This window comes from Pseudomonas sp. Marseille-Q0931 (assembly GCF_940789645.1).
GTDB lineage: Bacteria > Pseudomonadota > Gammaproteobacteria > Pseudomonadales > Pseudomonadaceae > Aquipseudomonas.
This window is the reverse complement of record NZ_CALNWT010000017.1, coordinates 43,278-62,919: the sequence shown is the minus strand read 5'-3', so window position 1 is coordinate 62,919 and position 19,642 is coordinate 43,278. Positions and strand designations below refer to the sequence as shown.

Sequence of the window (19,642 nt, the reverse complement as noted above, 5' to 3'; positions counted from 1 at the left end):
CTGCTGCGCTTCGGCCCTACGGCGTTAAAGACAGGCTCGTAAAGTCGAGCGCGACTCCGACCGCTCCTGGCCGTTTTGATTCGCTGGCGCTCTCCCTTCGGGGCAACCTTCGGCTGTTACTCCCGTTGGTCGTTGCGCCTTGTATGGCTCCAGCTCGCGAGATCGTAAACAGGTTCTTAGAAAACGAAGGTGTTCGATAATCGCCCTATATGGCGATTATCGGATTGTTCTCGTCAAGGCCACTTTCTAAGGTTGCAGTCATACGCCACGCCTCACCCGGTGGCGCCTGCAACCTGACGAGAACACTACGATGGCCGACATCATCACGCTGCGCGACGCCATTTCGCGCCATGTCCAGGACGGCGACTGCATCGCCCTCGAGGGCTTCACCCACCTGATTCCCACTGCCGCCGCCCACGAGCTGATCCGTCAGGGCAAGAAAGATCTGCACCTGGTGCGCATGACCCCGGACCTGGTCTATGACCTGCTGATCGGCGCCGGTTGCGCACGCAAGCTGACCTTCTCCTGGGGCGGCAATCCCGGTGTCGGTTCGCTGCATCGCCTGCGCGATGCGGTGGAGAAGCACTGGCCGCACAAGCTGGAGATCAGCGAGCACAGCCACGCGGCCATGGCCAACGCCTACGTCGCCGGTGCCTCCAACCTGCCGTTCGCCGTGCTGCGCGGTTACCAGGGTTCCGACCTGGTCAAGGTCAACCCGGACATCAAATTCATCGAATGCCCGTTCAGCGGCGAGAAGCTGGCCGCCATCCCCAGCGTGCGTCCGGACGTTACCGTGATCCACGCGCAGAAGGCCGACCGCAAGGGCAACGTGCTGATCCAGGGCATCCTCGGCGTGCAGAAGGAAGCCGCGCTGGCAGCCAAGCGCTGCATCGTCACCGTCGAGGAAATTGTCGACGACCTGCAGGCACCGATGAACGCCTGCGTGCTGCCGACCTGGGCCGTCACTGCGGTGTGCGTGGTGCCCGGCGGTGCCAGGCCTTCCTACGCGCACGGCTACTACGAGCGTGACAACCGCTTCTATCAGGACTGGGATCCGATCGCCCGCGACCGCGACACCTTCACTGCCTGGATCGATCAGTACATCCGCGGCACCGAGGATTTTGCGCAGTACCAGGCGAAGGTTAACGGGGAGGCCAAGTGATGAGCGAGTTCAACACCAATGAAATGATGACCGTGGCCGCTGCGCGTCGCCTCGGCAATGGCAGCGTCTGCTTCGTCGGCATCGGCCTGCCGTCCAAGGCCGCCAACCTGGCGCGCCTGACCCATGCGCCGGAAGTGGTGCTGATCTACGAATCCGGCCCGATTGGCGCCAAGCCGAGCGTGCTGCCGCTGTCCATCGGTGACGGCGAGCTGGCGGAAACCGCCGACACCGTAGTGCCGACCGGCGAGATCTTCCGCTACTGGCTACAGGGCGGGCGCATCGACGTCGGCTTCCTCGGCGCCGCCCAGGTCGACAAGTACGGCAACATCAACACCACCGTGATTGGCGACTACCACGTGCCGAAAGTGCGCCTGCCCGGCGCCGGTGGCGCGCCGGAAATCGCCGGTAGCGCCAAGAAGGTGCTGATCATCCTCAAGCAGGGCCATCGCACCTTCGTCGACAAGCTGGCGTTCATCACCTCGGTCGGTCACGGCGAAGGCGGTGACCATCGCAAGCGCCTGGGCCTGCCGGGCGACGGCCCGGTGGCGATCATCACCGACCTGTGCATCATGGAGCCGGAAGCCGGCAGCAACGAATTCATCGTCACCTCGCTGCACCCGGGCGTGACCCGCGAACAGGTGATCGAGAACACCGGCTGGCAGATCCGCTTTGCCGACAACGTGTCCACCACCGAGGCGCCGAAAGCTGAGGAACTGGCCGCGCTGCGCGACCTGGAAGCGCGCACTGCCGCCGCCCATGGTCAGGCTGGAGGTGAGGAATGAGCCGCGAAGTATTCATCTGCGACGCCATCCGCACGCCGATTGGCCGCCTCAATGGCGCGCTGTCCGCGGTACGCGCCGACGACCTGGCGGCGATTCCGCTCAAGGCCCTTGTCGAGCGTAACCCGCAGGTCGACTGGTCAGCGGTCGATGAAGTGTTTATGGGCTGCGCCAACCAGTCCGGCGAAGACAACCGCAACGTCGCCCGCATGGCGCTGCTGCTCGCCGGCCTGCCGGAGACGGTGCCGGGCGTGACCTTGAACCGTCTGTGCGCCTCGGGCATGGAAGCGGTCGGCGCTGCCTTCCGCGCCATCGCCTCGGGCGAGATGGAACTGGCCATCGCCGCCGGCGTCGAGTCGATGACCCGCGCGCCCTATGTGATGGGCAAGGCCGACAGCGCCTTTGGCCGCGGCCAGAAGCTGGAAGACACTACCCTGGGCTGGCGCTTCGTCAACCCGGTGATGAAGGAACAGTACGGCGTCGACCCGATGCCGGTCACCGGTGACAACGTCGCCGAGGACTACGGCGTCAGCCGTGCCGACCAGGATGCCTTCGGCCTGCGCAGCCAGCAGCGTGCAGCGGCGGCCCAGGAAGCCGGTTACTACGCCGAGGAAATCGTCCCGGTGGTGATCAAGACCAAGAAGGGCGAAATCGTCGTCGACCGTGACGAGCATCCGCGTGCCGACACTACGGCCGAAGGCTTGGCCAAGCTCAAGCCGGTCAATGGTGAAGGCAAGACCGTCACCGCCGGCAACGCCTCGGGCCTCAACGATGGCGCCTCGGCGATGATCCTGGCGTCGGCCGAAGCGGTTAAGCAATACGGCCTCAAGCCCCGCGCCAAGGTGCTGGGCATGGCCAGCGGCGGCGTCGCCCCGCGCGTCATGGGTGTTGGTCCGGTGCCGGCGGTGCGCAAGCTGCTGGCGCGGCTGAACCTGAGCATTGAGCAGTTCGACGTGATCGAACTGAACGAAGCCTTTGCCGCCCAGGGCCTGGCCGTCACCCGTGATCTCGGTCTGCCGGACGACAGCCCCAAGGTCAACCCGAACGGCGGCGCCATCGCCCTCGGCCACCCCCTGGGCATGAGCGGCAACCGCCTGATACTGACCGCCGTGCATCACCTGGAGAAGACCGGCGGCAAGCTCGGCCTGGCGACCATGTGCGTAGGCGTGGGGCAGGGGCTGGCGCTGGCTATAGAGCGAGTGTGATTGACATCTATGGGAGCGAATTTATTCGCGATGACCCGTGCCAGTCAGGGTCGCGAATAAATTCGCTCCTACAGACGCGTAGGGTGGGCTTCAGCCCACCATTTTACGGCGGTGGGCTGAAACGGATCGCCGCCCCGCCCACCCTACGCACTGAACCTTGTGGGAGGCGCTTCAGCGGCGACGCCTTTAATCGGTCGCGGCTAAAGCCCCTCCCACAGACACCCCTCCGTGCGCGGCGCCGCCGGTTGATGCCACACTAGCCGTACATTTTTCCCCAGGAGCGCTTCGCTCGTGAGCAACCAACTTTTCGATGCCTACTTCACCGCGCCGGCCATGCGCGCGATCTTCTGCGACGCCGGCCGCGTGCAGGGCATGCTCGACTTCGAAGCCGCCCTGGCGCGGGCCGAGGCACGCGTCGGGCTGATCCCTGCCGAGGCGGTGGCGCCCATCGAGGCCGCCTGCCAGGCCGAACGCTACGATTACCCGACGCTGGCCCAGGCCATCGCCACGGCCGGCAATTCCGCCATCCCGCTGGTCAAGGCACTGGGCAAGCGCATCGCCGCTGAAAGCCCCGAGGCCGAACGCTACGTGCATCTTGGCGCGACCAGCCAGGACGTCATGGACAGCGGCCTGGTGCTGCAACTGCGCGCCGCCATCGACCTGATCGAGCTTGATCTCGCCAGCCTGGCCGCTGCCCTGGCGGCGCAGGCCGAACGCCATATCGACACACCGCTGGCCGGGCGCACCTGGCTGCAGCAAGCCACACCCGTCACTCTCGGCATGAAGCTGGCCGGCGTGCTTGGCGCGATCACCCGTCATCGCCAACGCCTGAGCGAGCTCAAGCCGCGTCTGCTGTGCCTGCAGTTCGGCGGCGCTTCCGGCAGCCTGGCGGCATTGGGCGAGGCCGGCTGGGCGGTCAGTGGTGCGCTGGCGCAGGAACTGCAACTGAACCTGCCCGAGCAGCCCTGGCACACCCAGCGTGATCGCCTGGTGGAGTTCGCCAGTCTGCTGGGCATGATCGCCGGCAGCCTGGGCAAGCTGGGCCGCGACCTCAGCCTGCTGATGCAGACCGAGGCCGGCGAAGTGTTCGAACCTTCGGCGCCGGGCAAGGGTGGCTCGTCGACCATGCCGCACAAGCGCAACCCGGTCAGCGCCGCGGTGCTGATCGGCGCCGCCACGCGTGCGCCGGGCCTGGTGGCGACGATGCTGGCGGCCATGCCGCAGGAGCACGAGCGCAGCCTCGGCCTGTGGCACGCCGAATGGGAAACCCTGCCCGAACTCTGTTGCCTGGTCTCCGGCGCCTTGCAGCAGGCGCTGCTGGTGGTGCCGGGCCTGGAAGTGGACGCCGCGCGCATGCGCGAGAACCTGGAACTGACCCAGGGCCTGGTGCTGGCCGAGGCGGTAAGCATCGCCCTGGCTCAGCGCATCGGCCGCGACGCCGCCCATCACCTGGTAGAGCAATGCTGCCGCCAGGCGGTGCAGGAGGGCGCCCACCTGCGCGCCGTGCTCGGCGCCAATGCCGAGGTCGCCGCAGAGCTTTCCGCCGACGAGCTGGACCGCCTGCTCGATGCCGCGCATTACCTGGGTCAGGCCCGCCGCTGGGTCGAGCGGGCCATCATCGAACACACGCAATTTTCGTCTTAGGAGTCATTCATGCCTGTCGTACGTCTCGCCGATGGCGACCTTAATTATCTGCTCGAAGGCCCTGCCGGTGCTCCGGTGTTGGTGCTGTCCAACTCGCTGGGCACCGACTTGCACATGTGGGACGCGCAGATCCCTGCCTTCACCCAGCACTTTCAGGTGCTGCGCTACGACACCCGTGGCCACGGCGTTTCGCTGGTGACCGACGGCCCGTACAGCATCGAACAGAACGGCCGCGACGTGCTGGCCCTGCTCGATGCGCTGGGCATCGCCAGAGTGCATTTCTGCGGCCTGTCCATGGGTGGCCTGATCGGCCAGTGGCTGGGCATCAATGCCCCTGAGCGCATCGAGCGCCTGGTGCTGTGCAACACCGCCGCCAAGATCGGTACGCCGGAGGTGTGGAACCCGCGCATCGACAGCGTGCTCGCTGGCGGTGCGCAGGCCATGCGTGAGCTGCGCGATGCGTCGATCTCGCGCTGGTTCACTGCCGAGTTCGCCGAGGCCAATCCGGGCAAGGTCGAGCCCATCGTCGGCATGCTGGCGCAGACTTCGCCGGAAGGTTACGCGGCCAACTGCGCAGCGGTGCGCGATGCCGATTTCCGCGAGCAGCTTGGCAGCATCACCGCGCCGACGCTGATCGTCTGCGGCAGTGGCGACCCGGTGACCACAACCGAGCATGGCCGTTTCATGCAGGAACGCATCGCGGGTGCCGAGCTGGTGGAGTTCCACGCCGCGCACCTGTCCAACGTGCAGGCCGGCGATGAGTTCAGCCAGCGTGTGCTGGATTTCCTGCGCGCCTGAGCGCACCCCCTTCTTGTTGTAGGAGCGAGCTCTGCTCGCGAATCGTAAAGCTCGCGAACGCAGCACTTCGCGAGCAGAGCTCGCTCCTACGGATTCATTCGAGGACTGACCGATGGACGAAAAACAACGCTACGAAGCCGGCATGCAGGTGCGCCGCGCGGTGCTCGGTGACGCCCACGTCGACCGCAGCCTGCAGAACCTGACGCCGTTCAACGAAGAGTTCCAGGAGATGATCACCCGGCATGCCTGGGGCGATATCTGGACCCGCCCGGGACTGCCGCGTCACACCCGCAGCCTGGTCACCATCGCCATGCTGATCGGCATGAACCGCGAGGGCGAGCTGAAGCTGCACCTGCGCGCGGCGAAGAACAACGGGGTGAGCCGCGAAGAGATCAAGGAATTGATCATGCAGAGCGCCATTTACTGCGGCATCCCGGCGGCCAATGCCACCTTTCACCTGGCCGAAGCCGTTTGGGACGAGCTGGGTATTGAGTCGCTGCAGGACTGAGCCCGCGAGCAATGGAGCGCTGCCCGGACCACGCATCCGGGCGGCGCTTTTTTATGCCTGCGCCCCCCGCGCGCGGGATGTCAGAGCGCAGCCGCATGGCGACCGGCGATATAGCCGAAGGTCAGGGCAGGGCCGAGGTTGATGCCGCCGGACGGGTAGTGCCCGCCCAGCGGGCTGGCCATGTCCGTGCCGGCTGCGTACAGCCCTGGGATCGGCTGGCCATCGCCTTCCAGTACGCGGGCGTGGCCGTCGGTTCGCAGCCCGGCGAAGGTGCCGAAGCAGCCCGGCTGCACCTTCACCGCATAGAACGGGCCGTGCTCGATGGGCGCCACGCAAGGATTGGGGCCGGGGTGCTGGGCGTCGCCACTGCGGCGATTGAACGGCGTGCTGCCACGGCCGAATTGCGGGTCTTCGCCCAGGCGCGTGTGGTGGTTGAATTCGCTGATGGTGGTGACCAGGCCAAGCGGATCGATGCCGCAGGCGATGGCCAGTTCTTCGATAGTATCGCCGCGCTTGAGGTAGCCGCTGCGGATATGCGGTGACACCGGCAGCGGCGCCGGACGGGCGAAACCGAGGCCGTAGCGGCGCTGGAAACGGTGGTCGCAGATCAGCCAGGAACAGGCTTCCTGCTGCTCGGAAATGGCTTTGAGCATGGCGTCGACGTAGTCGTAGTAGCCGCCGGCTTCGTTGACGAAGCGTTGGCCGTTTTGCAGCACGCCAATGATGCCGGGTTTGCCACGGTCGATGATGTGCGGAAAGTGGCCGACGCTGCCGTCGGGGTAGGGCACCTTCGATACCGGCGCCCAGGCCACGGGCGAGCGCAGGTCGTCGGCCACGCGTCCGCCAATGCTTTCGCCCAGGCGCAGGCCGTCGCCGGAGCAACTGGTCGGTGGCAGGGCGAGGTTGTCATGGCCGCTGGCATCGCGCGGGAACATTGCCTGGCGCCGTTGCGGATCATTAGGGAAACCGCCGGCAGCCAGCACCACGGCGTTAGCGCGGATAGTCATTTCCTCGCCGGCATGCAGCACCACGGCGCCGCAGACGCTGCCGTTCTCGACGATCAGGCGCTGTGCGGGCGTGGACTCCAGCATCTGCACGCCGAGATCCTGCGCCGAGCGCGCCAGACGGGCGATCAGCGCCACGCCGTTGACCAGATGCATGGCGCGGCCATAGCGGGCCAGGTGATAAAGGTGGCTGGTGAAGCGGCGGATGACGTGCAGCAGCGCCTTGGGCGAGCGGGTCATGTTGAGGAAGGCGGCAAGATCGGCACCGGCCATGATCGGCATGCCCATGAAGGACGTCTCGCGCATGGTCTTGCGCAGGCGTGGCAACAGGTCGAGCACCTCGCGGCCATCGTAGGGCGCGGCGATGACCTGATGACCGCCGGTGGCCGCGCCGGGCGTGTCGCCGTGCATGTCGGGGATACCGTTGCCATCGACGAACTGCAGCGCGGTGTGCTGCTCGAAGAAGGCCACCATCTCCGGGCAGTGCTTTAGAAAGGCGTCCACCAGCTCGGGGCGGTAATGCTCGCCCAGCTCGTTGCGCAGGTAGGTGCGCGGTTGCTCGATGTCTTCGACGATGCCGGCGCGCTGGGCCAGCGGGTTGCGTGGCGCCCACAGCCAGCCCCCGGACCAGGCCGTAGCGCCGCCCAGCACTGGTGCCTTCTCCACCAGAATCACCCGCTTGCCCAGGTGCGCGGCGCTGACGGCTGCGGCCAGCCCGGCAGCGCCGGAGCCGACCACCAGCAGGTCGCAGTCGAGTGGGGTGTGAGGCATGGCAGGTCTCCGGATTTGTATTTATTGGAACTATGTTCCGGATTTTACGTTGGGCGCACGGAGGCGCCAAGAGTGGTGGGAGAGAAGGGCTTGGGATGTCGTGCGGTTAGCGGCCATTTGTCGTTCGCTTTGCCGTCGCTGAGTGGTGGAGGTATCAGCTTTCACCTGTGGACATGTTCAGGAACTGTCGCTGCTGAAGCGCCTCCCACGGTGTGGCCTGAATACGTGGGCGATTACCTGTGGGAGGGGCTTTAGCCGCGCTTGCTAGCTGCCGCGGCTAACGCGCCCTACTGGGATGAAGCGTTCTGCCTCAACTGCGGAAACGGCCGATGCGTTCCTGCAGTTCACCGCCGAGCCTGGCCAGTTCGGCGCTGGACAAGGCCGTCTGCTCGGTGGCACTCGCGCTTTGTTCGCCGATGCTGCGCACGTTGTCCAGGCTGCGGTTGATCTCCATGGCCACCGCGCTCTGCTGTTCGGCGGCGCTGGCGATCTGCTGGTTCATTCGTTCGATCAACGCAACCGCCTGATTGATGTGCACCAGGCTCTGACCGGTTAGTTCGACGCTGCTCACCGCGTCCTGGCTCAGGCTCTGGCTGGCCTGGGTTTGGGCCACGGCCTTGTGCACGCGGTTTTGCAGGCTGGTGATCAGTGCCTCGATCTCGCTGGTGGAATCCTGAGTACGGCGCGCCAGTGCGCGAACTTCATCGGCGACCACGGCGAAGCCGCGGCCTTGTTCACCGGCACGGGCCGCCTCGATGGCTGCATTGAGTGCGAGCAGGTTGGTCTGCTCGGCGACTGCCTTGATCACGTCCAGCACCGTGCCGATGCGCTGGCTCTCGCCCTGCACCTGATCGACGGTCTGGCCGGTCTGTGCGACCTCACTGGCCAGGCGCTCGATCTGCTCGATGACCTGGCGCACCTGCCGGTCACCATCGCGGGCCTGCAGTTCTGCCTGCTGTGCCGCTTGCGATGCCTGCTCCGCATCGCCGGCCACCTGTTGCACGCTGGCGACCATCTGCTGCATGGTGCAGGCGGTCTGACTGGATTCTTCGCTCTGTTCGCGCACACCGGCGCGGGTCTGTTCGCTGACCGCCGACAGCTGCTCGGCCGCGGCGGCGATCTGTGTCGCGCTACCGCCGATCTGCCCGATCAGTTCGCGTAGGTGGTCGCGCATGCTTTGCAGCGCCCCCAGCAGCTGACCGACCTCGTCGCGGCCAATGGCCGTGCGAGAACCGCTGAGATCACCGGCCGCCACCTGTTGGGCCAGCAGCAGGCAATTCCGTAGCGGGCCGACGATCAGACGGCGGATCAGCCAGCTGGCGAGCAGCGCCAGCACCAGCGCTGCGGTGGTCAGCAGGGCCAGGGTTTGCAGGGATTGGCGGTTGCCCTCCTGCATGGTGAGCTGCTGGCGCTGTTGCAGAGCGTCGCCATGTTGCAGCATGGCTTGCGCCAGTTCGGTCAGCCGGTTGCGGCTGTGCTGTTCAGCCTCGCGGCTTTGGCGATAGTGCTCGAAGGATTCGCGATAGCTGTCGAGCGCGCGCAGGGCTTCGTCCAGCGATGCCTGCTGCAGCGCTGCGAGTTGTGCGCGCAGTTGCTGCGCCGCCTCGGTCATGCTGGTGAAGCGTATTTGCCAGAGGTCGGCATCGGCATTGTCTGCGCTAAGGATGAACTGGCTTTCCGCCAGGCGCAGCTGCAGCAGGTTCTGGCTCAGGCGTGCCGCTGCCTCGGCCTGATCGACACCGCTCTGCGTGCCTGCCTGGCCTTCGAACAGTTGGTCACGAATCAGGTTGAACTGGTCCTGAGCGACCATCTCGAACTGGATCAGCGCTTCGTCGGCGCGGATCGCCATTCCGGTCTGTGCGGTGCTGGCTTGCGACTGTGTCGCACGCAGTTGGGTGAACTGCTGCAGATAAGCGTCGTTGCCTTGCAGCAGTTGCTCGGTATGCGAAGAAAGGGCGGCCAATTGGTCGGCGATGCCGGCATGCTGATCGGCAATGGCCGCTTCATGGCCAGCCAGCGGTGCCAGCAGGTAATCCTTCTCCAGCAGGCGCAGCCGCAGGATCTGTTGTTTCAGGTCCGCCACCTGAAGCGATTGGCCGGCATGCTCGAGTATGTCGCTGGCGGTGCGCCAGCCACCCAGGGCCACCGCCAGGGTCAGCAGCATGACCAGTGAAAAGCCCAGCAGAAGCTTGTGCCCGACCTTGAGGTCGGCGCAGCGTTCGATAATCCAGCGCATGGTGGTACTTCCTCGAACAGTTGCACATCAAAAAAAAGCCCGTCACGAGGACGGGCTGAACGTGCCGTAACACTAGGAGTCACTTGTGCAGCGATGTTGCGTGGTGCTTACAGAATCGACAGCGGGTAGTTGATGATCAGACGGTTCTCGTGCAGATCCTGGCCTACGTCGCGGCGCACATCGGAGTTACGCCAGCGAATGCTCAGGTTCTTCAGCGAGCCTTCCTGGATGGTGTAGGCCAGCTCCGATTCACGCCCCCACTCCTCGGCGTCGGTACGACCGCCGGCATGGATATTGGAGCCGCTGACGTAGCGGTTCATCAGGGTCAGGCCCGGAATGCCCATACCGGCGAAGTTGTAGTCGTGACGAACCTGCCAGGAACGCTCTTCCGGGTTGTCGTAGCTGTTGGTGAAGCCGTCGTTGACCAGGGTGCCGCCGCTGGCGCCGTCGATCCGCATGAACTTGGTATCGCCGCTCAGACGCTGGTAGGCCACCATGAAGGTGTTGTTGCCGCGCTTGGCGCTGAATGCGCCCTGGTACACCTTGTTGTCGAGGTTGCCGGCCTTGGCCGAGCCTTCTTCCTTGCCGGTGACGTAGCCGAGGTTGGCGCCCAGCACCCAGTCGCCGACCGGCTGGCTATGGGTCAGTTGCGCGTAGCTCTGCTGGTAGACGTTCTCCAGGCGGGCATGCCAGACGCCGACCAGGGTGTTGTTGCCGTTGAAGCGGTACTCACCGCCGCCGAAGTTGAAGTCGTCGCCGTTGTGCGTGGCGCCGTTGACGGTGAACGACATGTCTTCGCGACTGGCATCATTACGCTGGCTGTTCTTCCAGAACTGACCGCCGTACAGGGTCAGGCCGTCGATTTCGCTGGAGGTGAGCTGCGCACCCTGGAAGGTTTGCGGCAGGGAGCGGCCGTCGTCGGCACGCAGGATCGGCAGCACGGCCATCCACTCGCCGACTTTCAGCTCGGTCTTGGAGATCTTGGCCTTGGCCGCCACGGCAGTGCGACCGAAGTCATCAGCGGCCTGGCCGTCGTCATGGATCGGCATCAGCTGGGTGTTGGCAGCGCCACGGTTGCCGTCGAGCTTGATGCTGTACAGGCCGAGCACATCGAGACCGAAGCCTACGGTGCCCTGGGTGTAGCCGGAGCGGGCATCGAGGATGAAGCTCTGCGTCCAGCCTTCGGCCTGGCCCTGGCGCTCGCCGTTGACGATAGGGTCGGTGCCGTTGAGGTAGTTACGGTTGAAGTAGTAATTGCGCAGGCCGAGGGTGACCTTGGCGTCTTCGACGAAGCCGGCGGCCTGAACGCCGACCGAGAGGCTGGAGGCCATGACGGCAACGGCGATTGCGCTGGGCGCGAGGTACAGAGCTTTTTTCATTGTTATCGCTTCCTTTTGCAAGGTTAAGAACCCCTCCGCAACGGCGAATACGCCTCTACATCGGGGGTGTTGGCAGTTATTCGGGGTCAGTGGCATCTGTCTGAATGCATTGCGGGTCCTCTGTCAGGTCAGCCAGCGCACCAGGCACAGGGTGATCGATGGGAAGAGCACGAGGATGACCACGCGCACGATGTCCGAAATCAGGAACGGCACGATGCCTCTGAAGGCGTCCCGCATGGGAATGTCGCGTGCCATGCCGGCGATCACGTACACGTTCATGCCCAGCGGCGGGGTGACCATGCCGATCTCCACCACCATCAGGGCCAGGATGCCGAACCAGATGGCTTTCTCCGTCTGGTCCAGGCCATAGAAGTCCAACCCCATGATCACCGGGAAGAAGATCGGGATGGTCAGCAGGATCATCGACATGGTGTCCATCACGCAGCCGAGGATCAGGTAAAGGATGAGAATCCCGGCCAGCACCAGAAACGGCGGCAGACCTGCTCCGCTAATGGCTTCGGCGATGAAGTTGGGCAGTTGCGAGATGGCCAGGAAGGCATTCATCACATCGGCGCCGAGCAGGATCATGAAGATCATCGCGGTGGTCACGCCGGTGCCCAGCAACACTTCCTTGAGTTCGGCCAGGCGCATCTTGCCCAGGGTGAAGGCGAAGAAACCCGTGCCCACGGTACCGATGGCCGCTGCCTCGGTCGGGGTGAACCAACCGCCATAGATGCCACCGAGCACGACCAGGAAAATCAGCAGCACCGGCCAGACGCCCTGTTGCGCCTGCAGCCGCTGTTTCCAGCTCGAGCGTTCCTGAGCAGGCCCCGAGTCGGGGAACAGGCGCACGTAGATGGCCACGGCGATCATGTAGCCGATGACGGCAAGGATGCCCGGCACGAAGGCTGCCATGAACAGCGTGGAGATGTTCTGCTGGGCGAGGATGGCGTAGATCACCAGCACCACCGAGGGCGGGATGAGAATGCCCAGGGTGCCGCCCGCTGCCAGGCAACCCACGGCCAGCGAGTTGGAGTACTTGTAGCGACGCAGCTCCGGCAGGGCCACCTGGCCCATGGTCGCCGCGGTCGCCACCGATGAACCGCAGACCGCGCCGAAGGCGGCGCACGAGCCGATGGCGGAGATCGCCAGGCCGCCGCGCCAGTGTCCGACCATGGCGGCCGCAGCGCGGAACAGGCCCGTAGCCAGGCCGCCGCGCGAGGCGAACTGGCCCATCAGCAAAAACAGCGGGATCACCGACAGGTCGTACACGGTGTAACGGGCGTAGGCCACCGTCTTCAGATAATTGAGCAGCGGGTCCCAGCCGCTGATCGAGACGTAACCGGCGATACCGGTCAGCAGCATGGCGATGGCGATCGGAATACGGATGGCCAGCAGAACCAGGAGGAAGGCGAGAAACAGCCCGCCCAGTGCGACGCTGCTCATTGCTGGCCCCCTTCGCCACGCTGGTCGAGCCAGGCGGTGTACAGGGAAACGATGGCCAGCAGGGCGAAGGACGGGGCGAAGGGGGTCATCGACCACCACATCGGGATACCCATGATGATCGACTCTTCACCGTTACGGTAGGTGTCCAGGGTGCCGATCACCGAGCGCCAGGCCAGCAGTGCCGCGCAGGCGGCCATCAACAGGCAGCCGAGGGTGTCGAGATGGCGGCGCAGTGCAGCCGGCGCACGCAGGGTGAACGCATCGACGATGACATTGTTGCGACGCAGCTGGCACAGCGGCAGGAAACTCACCACGGCGATGCCGCAGCCCATCTGCACCAGCTCGACGTCACCGAGCAGTGGTGCATCGAACAGGCTGCGCATGGTGATGCTGTAGGCCGACAGCAGGGTAATGGCGACCAGTACCAGGCCACCGGCCATCGCTAGCCAGCATGCCAGCGTGTCGAGCAACTGGCCGAATGGGCGCGTGCGCTGGGGCTGCCCAGGCAAGGCAGGGTTTTCGATCATGAGCGGACTCCGCAAGGCCGGCACCCGAGATGCCGGCCAGGACAACGAGGGTTGGCGATCAGTTCGACAGCTTGGCGTTGTAGCTTTCGATCAGGTCGCGCACTTCTTGCAGCAGCGCGGCGCCGTTTTCGTTGCCCTTGCTCTCGACTTCCTTGATCCAGTCGTTGTCCAGCTTGCGGCCGATGGCCATCCACTTGGCCTGCTCGTCGGCGGGCAGCACGTAGATCTCGTTGCCACGCGATTCGGCCAGTTTGTGTCCGGTCTCGATCACGTTGGTGTCCCAGATATGCCCGGCCTGGCGTGACAGTTCGCGGCCGCTGTTGTCGTCGATGATCTTGCGCAGGTCATCGGGCAGGCTGGCGTACTTGGCCGGGTTCATCGCCAGCACCAGGGCGGTGTGCATCAGCGCCGGCTGGCCCGGGGCCATTTCGGTGTGGTACTTGACCAGCTCCTGCAGTTTCAGAGCCGGGACCACGTCCCAGGGCAGCACGGCGCCATCGACCACGCCCTTGGACAGCGCTTCCGGCACCTGCGGCACCGGCATGGCCACCGGGGTGGCGCCAAGCATGGAGATCAGCTTGGTAGACACGCGGTTGGCCGAGCGCAGTTTCAGACCGCGGAAGTCGGCTAGGCTGCGCACCGGTTTTTTCGCCGTGTGCAGCAGCGCACCGTCGGTCAGGTGAGTGGCGAGCAGATGGACGTCGGCAAACTCCTTCTGCCCATGGGCTTCGAGGAAATCCCACATGGCCTGGCTGCTGGCTTCGGAAGAGCGGCTCATGAAAGGCATCTCGAATGCCGATGCCAGAGGGAAGCGGCCGCTGGTATAGCCAGGCAGGGTCCAGACGATGTCGGCGACGCCATCACGCGCCTGGTCGATCAGTTGCGGCGGGGTGCCGCCCAGCTGCATGGACGGGTAGAACTGAAACTGGATGCGGCCATTGGATTCGGCGGTGATTTTCTCTGCCCAGGGTTTGAGAAAGTCGGCCTGGGTCACCGAGTGGGCGGGCAGGAAGTGGTGAACCTTGAGGGTGACCTCGGCCTCGTCGGCGTTGGCCCAGGTCATGACGCTGGTGGCAAGCAGCGTCAGCAAAGCCTTGGAAAGCTTGTGCATCGCAAATGTCCTTTCTTATTCATTGTTAGTAGGCGACTCAGGTACAGCCAAATTCGGCTGCAATACTGCCGCCGCTAGGATTCGCTGTTCGCATGGTGCGAGTTAGCGAGGGGCTATTCAATTCGATTAACGACTTAGTGTGCGATAAACGAACGAATTGCATGGGCTCGGCGCGCTGATGAACGTGCCGGGCGAATAGCGCTCATTACTCCTGTTCTATGGGTTCGTAGGGCAGGCCGACGTAGTTTTCGGCGATGGTTCTGCGGCCAGCTTCGGAGCTGACGAAGTAGTCCAGCTCGGTCTCCTGCATGCGGCGGCTGAAGGCGTCGGTGTCAGGGAAGCGATGCAGCATCGAGGTCATCCACCAGGAGAAGCGCTCGGCCTTCCAGATACGCCGCAGGCAGATCGCCGAGTAACGTTCGAGTAGATCGCTACGGCCTTCGCGGTAAACCTTGAGCAGGATGCGGTACAGCGTGCTGACGTCGCTGGCGGCCAGGTTCAAGCCCTTGGCGCCGGTTGGCGGCACGATGTGCGCGGCATCGCCGAGCAGGAACAGGCGGCCATACTGCATTGGTTCGACAACGAAGCTGCGCAGTGGCGCGATGCTCTTTTCGATCGAGGGGCCAGTGATCAGCTGGCTGGCAACCGGCTCCGGCAGGCGCCGCTTGAGCTCGTCCCAGAAGCGTTCGTCGGGCCAGTCCTCGACCTTCTCTTCGGCGGCGACCTGCACGTAATAACGCGTGCGTGTCGGTGAGCGCATGCTGCACAGGGCGAAGCCGCGCTCATGATTGGCGTAGATCAGCTCTTCATGCACCGGTGGCGTGTCGGCGAGGATGCCCAGCCAGCCGAACGGGTACACCCGCTCGAATTCCTTAAGCACACCAGCCGGTATGGATTGCCGGGATACGCCATGGAAGCCGTCGCAGCCTGCGATGTAGTCGCACTCCAGACGCTGCACGCGGCCTTCGTGCTCGAAGGTCAGATGAGGGCGCTCGCCCTTGAGTTCGTGCAGCCTGACCTGGCTGATGTTGTACAGGGTGACGGCGCCGCTGGCCTGGCGGGCCTCCATCAGATCGCGGGTGACTTCGGTCTGGCCATAGACCATCACGCCTTTGCCGCCGGTCAGGCTTTTGAGATCGATGCGTTCGCAGCGGCCATCGAAGGCCAGCTGGAAACCGTCGTGCGGCAGGCCTTCGCGCTCCATACGGGCGGCCACGCCGGCCTCGCGCAAAAGATCGACCATGCCCTGCTCGAGCACGCCGGCGCGGATGCGGCCGAGTACATAGTCCGGGCTCTGGCGCTCGACAATGACGTTGTCGATGCCGGCGTTGTGCAGCAGTTGGCCAAGTAGCAGCCCGGAAGGGCCGGCGCCGATGATGGCGACTTGTGTCTTCATTATTGTTCTCCTGTCGACGGAGCCTGGGCGCCGTGCCTGTATTTTTTGTGGATAGGGCAGGGCTTTGAAGGCACTATCGGTATCGTTTCTTGGACTTTTCATGGTTTTGGAGGGCGGCGTGCTGAAATCCCCCGAGGTGGCGGTACCGGTCTTCAAACTCTATGGCGAGACCGCTGCCTGGCCGACGCCGGATCTCATCCATTGCGAGTCGATCCCCGAGCGCAGCCGCTTGCATGGCTGGGAAATCCGCCCGCACCGGCATGGCGATCTGGTGCAGTTGCTGTACGTACAGGCTGGTCGCGCCGAGCTTGAGGTAGAGGGCCACGTGCACTGCGTGGAGCGGCCGTCGCTGCAGCTGATTCCGGCGATGAGCGTGCACGGCTTTCGCTTCTCCCAGGACATCCGCGGTTATGTGCTGAGCATGGCGCTGCCGCTGGTGGAGCAGCTCAGCGGCACCCTGGACAGTCAGGTGACGCGAATGCCGATCTGCTATGCGCTGGGCGATGAGGTGCGTCACCTGGATGCGCTGTTCGAGTCGATCTCTCAGGAGTACGGCCGCCAGGCGCCGGGGCGCGACCTGATGCTGCAGTCGCTGATCAGCGTCTTGCTGGTGTCGGTCAATCGCCGCTGGCTGGCCGTGTCGAGCGCTCGTGAATCGACCCAGGATCGCGGGCGCGAGCACATCGCGGCGTTCGCACGGTTGCTGGAAATGCACTTTCGCGAGCACTGGACCATCGAGCGCTATGCCGAGGCGATCGGCATCAGCGCGGCGCATCTCAATGCCTTGTGTCGGCGTCTGGCCGGGCAGTCGGCGCTGCGCATGATCAACCAGCGGCTGGTGCTGGAGGCCAAGCGCTGTCTGGTCTACACGGTGATGACGGTAAATCAGGTGTCGGACAGCCTGGGGTTTTCCGAGCCGGCCTATTTCTCGCGGTTCTTCAAGCGCGAGGTGGGGGTGTCGCCCAAGGTATTCCGCATTCAGCGCTGAGCACGGAGCAGGCGTGGAGCAAAATGCAAAAAGCCGCTGCCACGATTACCGTGGCAGCGGCTTTTGCCACGAGCCTTTCGGCTCAGGCAAGGATCACGGCTTGGGAATGCCGACCGAGTCCGGGGCGACCTCGATGGCCTTGGCCTTGTACATCGACCAGGTGGTGACCGACTGCCAGCGCTTGAGGAACTCCTCGGCTTCGGCGCCGTTGAGGTTCAGGCTCTGCGCGCCGAAGTTCTTCAGAAAGCCCTGGAACTCGGGGTTGGCCACGGCCTTGGCATAGGCATCGACCAGCTTCTGCTTGACGTCATCCGGGGTGTCCTTGCGTACGAAGGCGCCCCAGAACGGACCCCACGGCAGGTACTCGGCAATCGCTGGCAGCGACTTGGTGATCGGCTCCACGCCCGGCAGCTCCGGGGTTTCCTCGGTGGCGAACACGGCCAGGGCCTTGAGCTTGCCGCTGCGTACCAGCTCGCGCGCGGCGGCCAGGCTCAGCGGCATGAAGTCGATGTGCTTGCCCATCAGTGCGGTGATGCCGGGGCCGTCGCCGCCGAAGGTCACTTCACGCACTTTCAGTTCGTCCACCGCGTTGATCATCGCGCTGACGGTGCTCGGCAGGCCGCCGGCGCCGGTGGAACCCATGCGCAGGGTGTCCGGGTTGGCCTTGGCGGCAGCCAGCAGCTCGGCCATGTTGTTGAACGGCGCATCGGCGTTGGCGGCGATCACCACGACGTTCTGGCCGATGATGCTGACCGGGTAGAAGTCGGCATAGTCGAAGTCGGCCAGTTTCAGCACCTTATACAGCTGCGGGTTTTCCGCGCCGAGCAGGACGGTGTAGCCATCGGGGCGCTGGGTCTTGACGAAGGTGCTGCCGATCACGGCGGTGCCGCCCGGGCGGTTGTTGAGGATGAACTTGCCGCCCAGCTCCTTCTCCACGTACGGGGTCAGGCTGCGCATGACGTTGTCGGTGGCGCCGCCCGCGCCCCAGGGAATGACCGCCTGGATGCTGCGCTCGGGGTATTCGGCGTGGGCTGGCAGAGCCATGGTGAGGGCGCTGAGTCCGAGAGCGGCGCCAGTCAGTAGCGATTTGAACATGTGGAGACTCTCCATCGGTTGTTGTTGTGAGCCCCAGTAGGCCGGGGCACGCCTGGTGAAACCGGTATCAGCCGCGGGCCGAAGCCGGGCTGAACTTGCTCTTGATCTTCTTCAATAGCGGGGTGTTGCCCAGCAGGATCAGCACCACCGCGGCGGTGAGAATCAGCGACAGCGGACTGCTGATCAGGCCCTGCAGCAGCTCCACCGGGTTGTCGCCGGCCGAGGACATGGCCTGGCGGTACGAGGTGTCCATCAGCGGGCCGAGGATGGCGCCGAGGATGATCGGGCCCATCTGGAAACCGAAGATCTTCAACAGGTAGCCGAGTATTCCGAAGCCGAGCATCCAGTACACCTCGGTCATGCTGCTGTTGATCGAGTAGGTACCGACCACGCACAGCACCAGGATCAGCGGAATCAGCACGGCCTTGGGCATCTCCACGAACTTGGCGAAGAGCTTGATGCCCATCAGGCCGAAGATCATCAGGAACACGTTGGCCAGCAGCAGGTTGCCGACGGTGAAGTAGAAGATGTGCGGGTTTTCCACCATCAGCATCGGGCCGGGATTCAGGCCATGCACCACCAGGGCGCCGATGATCACCGCGGTGACCGCGTCCCCAGGCATGCCCAGGGTCAGCATCGGCACGTAGGCGCCACCGACCGCTGCGCTGTTGGCGGTTTCCGGCGCCACCAGGCCCTCGTAGGCGCCCTTGCCGAACGGCTTGGTCGGGTTCTTCACGGTGCGCTTGGCATGGTCGTAGGCCATCAGCGCGGCGATGTCGCCGCCGACACCCGGCAGCACGCCGACGATGACGCCAATGACCGACGTGCGGATCGACAGCGGCAGGAACTTCAGCACCATGGCGAAGGAGGGCAGGATCTTGTCCACCTTCTGGCGGATCACCGGGTTGTCGAGGTTGTGCAGTTGATAGAAGGCCTCGGCGACGCCGAACAGGCCGATCATCAGCACCACGTAGTGGATGCCTCCCATCAGCTCGACCTGGCCCAGGGTGAAGCGACCTTCGGCAGTGACCGGGTCCATGCCCACCAGGCCAATGACCGCGCCGAGGGCGGCGGCGAAGATGCCCTTGGCCAGCGAGCCTTCGGCCAGGCTGCCGACCAGCAACAGGCCGATGGCGGCGACCAGGAAGTAGTCGCGTGGGGCGAAGCGCAGGGCCAGGTCGCCGATCAGCGGTGCGGCGCTGGCCAGCATCAGGGTGCCGACGATACCGCCGACCACCGACATCACGGTGCTCAGGCCGATCGCGCGCCCGGCTTCGCCCTGTTGCGCCAGCGGGTAGCCGTCAAAGGCCGTCGCCACCGAGGAAGGGGCGCCGGGGATGTTCAGCAGGATGGCGCTGCGCGAGCCACCGTAGACGCCGCCGATGAAGATGCCGACGATCAGCGCCAGCGCGTCGTTGACGTCCCAGGCGAAGGTGAAGGACACCAGGATGGACACTGCCATGGTCACCGACAGGCCCGGGATGGCGCCGATGTAGATGCCGGCGAAGGTGCCCAGCGCAGTCAGCATCAGCAGCTGCGGGTCACTCCAGGCCATCAGCAGGTAGGAAAGGGTATCGCTCATCTCGGGTGCCT

At 64.8% G+C, this 19,642-nt stretch carries 16 protein-coding genes; 7 read left to right on the top strand and 9 right to left on the bottom strand.

Annotated features, from left to right (window positions below):
* The first annotated feature begins 310 nt into the window (after nucleotides 1–310).
* The 6 genes from P3C50_RS21670 (at nucleotide 311) to pcaC (ending at nucleotide 6,096) form a co-directional block, all read left to right on the top strand.
* Nucleotides 311–1,162 (top strand): CoA transferase subunit A, encoded by an 852-nt coding sequence (locus tag P3C50_RS21670; protein ID WP_197855553.1) that lies wholly within the window; start codon nucleotides 311–313, stop codon nucleotides 1,160–1,162.
* A complete protein-coding gene (locus P3C50_RS21665) occupies nucleotides 1,162–1,944 on the top strand; it encodes a CoA-transferase subunit beta (RefSeq protein ID WP_275547573.1) in 783 nt (260 codons plus the stop codon). Before P3C50_RS21670 ends, P3C50_RS21665 begins: the two co-directional genes overlap by 1 nt.
* On the top strand, nucleotides 1,941–3,146 hold the full coding sequence (gene pcaF / locus P3C50_RS21660) for a 3-oxoadipyl-CoA thiolase (RefSeq protein ID WP_275547572.1): 1,206 nt from the start codon (nucleotides 1,941–1,943) through the stop codon (nucleotides 3,144–3,146). Before P3C50_RS21665 ends, pcaF begins: the two co-directional genes overlap by 4 nt.
* Before the next feature lie 291 nt (nucleotides 3,147–3,437).
* Nucleotides 3,438–4,790: a 3-carboxy-cis,cis-muconate cycloisomerase gene (locus P3C50_RS21655; protein ID WP_275547571.1), complete on the top strand. Its 1,353-nt coding sequence runs from the start codon at nucleotides 3,438–3,440 to the stop codon at nucleotides 4,788–4,790.
* A gap of 9 nt (nucleotides 4,791–4,799) precedes the next feature.
* On the top strand, nucleotides 4,800–5,588 hold the full coding sequence (pcaD, locus tag P3C50_RS21650; protein ID WP_275547570.1) for a 3-oxoadipate enol-lactonase: 789 nt from the start codon (nucleotides 4,800–4,802) through the stop codon (nucleotides 5,586–5,588).
* Between the two features lie 112 nt (nucleotides 5,589–5,700).
* The gene (gene pcaC / locus P3C50_RS21645; protein WP_275547569.1) at nucleotides 5,701–6,096 is read left to right on the top strand and encodes a 4-carboxymuconolactone decarboxylase; all 396 of its coding nucleotides are present in this window, start codon (nucleotides 5,701–5,703) and stop codon (nucleotides 6,094–6,096) included.
* Nucleotides 6,097–6,176: 80 nt separating this feature from the next.
* Here pcaC and P3C50_RS21640 read toward each other — a convergent pair whose 3' ends face one another.
* The 7 genes from P3C50_RS21640 to pobA all read right to left on the bottom strand — a co-directional run bounded on the left by P3C50_RS21640 (nucleotide 6,177) and on the right by pobA (nucleotide 15,966).
* Nucleotides 6,177–7,871, bottom strand: a complete 1,695-nt coding sequence (locus P3C50_RS21640; RefSeq protein WP_275547568.1) for an FAD-dependent oxidoreductase — start codon at nucleotides 7,869–7,871, stop codon at nucleotides 6,177–6,179.
* 310 nt (nucleotides 7,872–8,181) lie between these two features.
* Nucleotides 8,182–10,107 carry a methyl-accepting chemotaxis protein gene (locus P3C50_RS21635; RefSeq protein WP_275547567.1) on the bottom strand — a complete coding sequence of 642 codons (1,926 nt, stop codon included), beginning with the start codon at nucleotides 10,105–10,107 and terminating at the stop codon, nucleotides 8,182–8,184.
* 107 nt (nucleotides 10,108–10,214) lie between these two features.
* The gene (locus P3C50_RS21630; protein ID WP_275547566.1) at nucleotides 10,215–11,486 is read right to left on the bottom strand and encodes an OprD family porin; all 1,272 of its coding nucleotides are present in this window, start codon (nucleotides 11,484–11,486) and stop codon (nucleotides 10,215–10,217) included.
* A gap of 123 nt (nucleotides 11,487–11,609) precedes the next feature.
* Nucleotides 11,610–12,932 carry a TRAP transporter large permease gene (locus tag P3C50_RS21625; protein ID WP_197855544.1) on the bottom strand — a complete coding sequence of 441 codons (1,323 nt, stop codon included), beginning with the start codon at nucleotides 12,930–12,932 and terminating at the stop codon, nucleotides 11,610–11,612.
* The gene (locus P3C50_RS21620) at nucleotides 12,929–13,459 is read right to left on the bottom strand and encodes a TRAP transporter small permease (protein WP_197855543.1); all 531 of its coding nucleotides are present in this window, start codon (nucleotides 13,457–13,459) and stop codon (nucleotides 12,929–12,931) included. Before P3C50_RS21620 ends, P3C50_RS21625 begins: the two co-directional genes overlap by 4 nt.
* Before the next feature lie 58 nt (nucleotides 13,460–13,517).
* Complete coding sequence (locus P3C50_RS21615; protein ID WP_275547565.1) at nucleotides 13,518–14,570, bottom strand: TRAP transporter substrate-binding protein; 1,053 nt, start codon at nucleotides 14,568–14,570, stop codon at nucleotides 13,518–13,520.
* 205 nt (nucleotides 14,571–14,775) lie between these two features.
* The gene (gene pobA / locus P3C50_RS21610) at nucleotides 14,776–15,966 is read right to left on the bottom strand and encodes a 4-hydroxybenzoate 3-monooxygenase (RefSeq protein ID WP_275547564.1); all 1,191 of its coding nucleotides are present in this window, start codon (nucleotides 15,964–15,966) and stop codon (nucleotides 14,776–14,778) included.
* A 118-nt stretch (nucleotides 15,967–16,084) separates the two neighbouring features.
* On the opposite strand from pobA, the gene P3C50_RS21605 reads away from it, so the two are divergent.
* Entirely contained in the window at nucleotides 16,085–16,954 is an 870-nt protein-coding gene (locus P3C50_RS21605; RefSeq protein WP_275547563.1) for a helix-turn-helix domain-containing protein, read from the top strand.
* Nucleotides 16,955–17,047: 93 nt separating this feature from the next.
* Here the strand turns inward: P3C50_RS21605 and P3C50_RS21600 are convergent, their stop codons facing one another.
* The gene (locus tag P3C50_RS21600) at nucleotides 17,048–18,049 is read right to left on the bottom strand and encodes a tripartite tricarboxylate transporter substrate binding protein (protein WP_197855539.1); all 1,002 of its coding nucleotides are present in this window, start codon (nucleotides 18,047–18,049) and stop codon (nucleotides 17,048–17,050) included.
* A gap of 67 nt (nucleotides 18,050–18,116) precedes the next feature.
* The gene (locus tag P3C50_RS21595; protein WP_275547562.1) at nucleotides 18,117–19,631 is read right to left on the bottom strand and encodes a tripartite tricarboxylate transporter permease; all 1,515 of its coding nucleotides are present in this window, start codon (nucleotides 19,629–19,631) and stop codon (nucleotides 18,117–18,119) included.
* Between the last annotated feature and the right edge of the window lie 11 nt (nucleotides 19,632–19,642).

Excerpts from the sequence above, each read along its gene's own strand:
- P3C50_RS21670 (WP_197855553.1), top strand. The coding sequence starts at position 311 with ATGGCCGACATCATCACGCTGCGCGACGCCATTTCGCGCCATGTCCAG.
- P3C50_RS21665 (WP_275547573.1), top strand. The coding sequence starts at position 1,162 with ATGAGCGAGTTCAACACCAATGAAATGATGACCGTGGCCGCTGCGCGT.
- pcaF (WP_275547572.1), top strand. The coding sequence starts at position 1,941 with ATGAGCCGCGAAGTATTCATCTGCGACGCCATCCGCACGCCGATTGGC.
- pcaD (WP_275547570.1), top strand. The coding sequence starts at position 4,800 with ATGCCTGTCGTACGTCTCGCCGATGGCGACCTTAATTATCTGCTCGAA.
- pcaC (WP_275547569.1), top strand. The coding sequence starts at position 5,701 with ATGGACGAAAAACAACGCTACGAAGCCGGCATGCAGGTGCGCCGCGCG.
- P3C50_RS21640 (WP_275547568.1), bottom strand. The coding sequence starts at position 7,871 with ATGCCTCACACCCCACTCGACTGCGACCTGCTGGTGGTCGGCTCCGGC.
- P3C50_RS21635 (WP_275547567.1), bottom strand. The coding sequence starts at position 10,107 with ATGCGCTGGATTATCGAACGCTGCGCCGACCTCAAGGTCGGGCACAAG.
- P3C50_RS21630 (WP_275547566.1), bottom strand. The coding sequence starts at position 11,486 with ATGAAAAAAGCTCTGTACCTCGCGCCCAGCGCAATCGCCGTTGCCGTC.
- P3C50_RS21625 (WP_197855544.1), bottom strand. The coding sequence starts at position 12,932 with ATGAGCAGCGTCGCACTGGGCGGGCTGTTTCTCGCCTTCCTCCTGGTT.
- P3C50_RS21620 (WP_197855543.1), bottom strand. The coding sequence starts at position 13,459 with ATGATCGAAAACCCTGCCTTGCCTGGGCAGCCCCAGCGCACGCGCCCA.
- P3C50_RS21615 (WP_275547565.1), bottom strand. The coding sequence starts at position 14,570 with ATGCACAAGCTTTCCAAGGCTTTGCTGACGCTGCTTGCCACCAGCGTC.
- pobA (WP_275547564.1), bottom strand. The coding sequence starts at position 15,966 with ATGAAGACACAAGTCGCCATCATCGGCGCCGGCCCTTCCGGGCTGCTA.
- P3C50_RS21600 (WP_197855539.1), bottom strand. The coding sequence starts at position 18,049 with ATGTTCAAATCGCTACTGACTGGCGCCGCTCTCGGACTCAGCGCCCTC.
- P3C50_RS21595 (WP_275547562.1), bottom strand. The coding sequence starts at position 19,631 with ATGAGCGATACCCTTTCCTACCTGCTGATGGCCTGGAGTGACCCGCAG.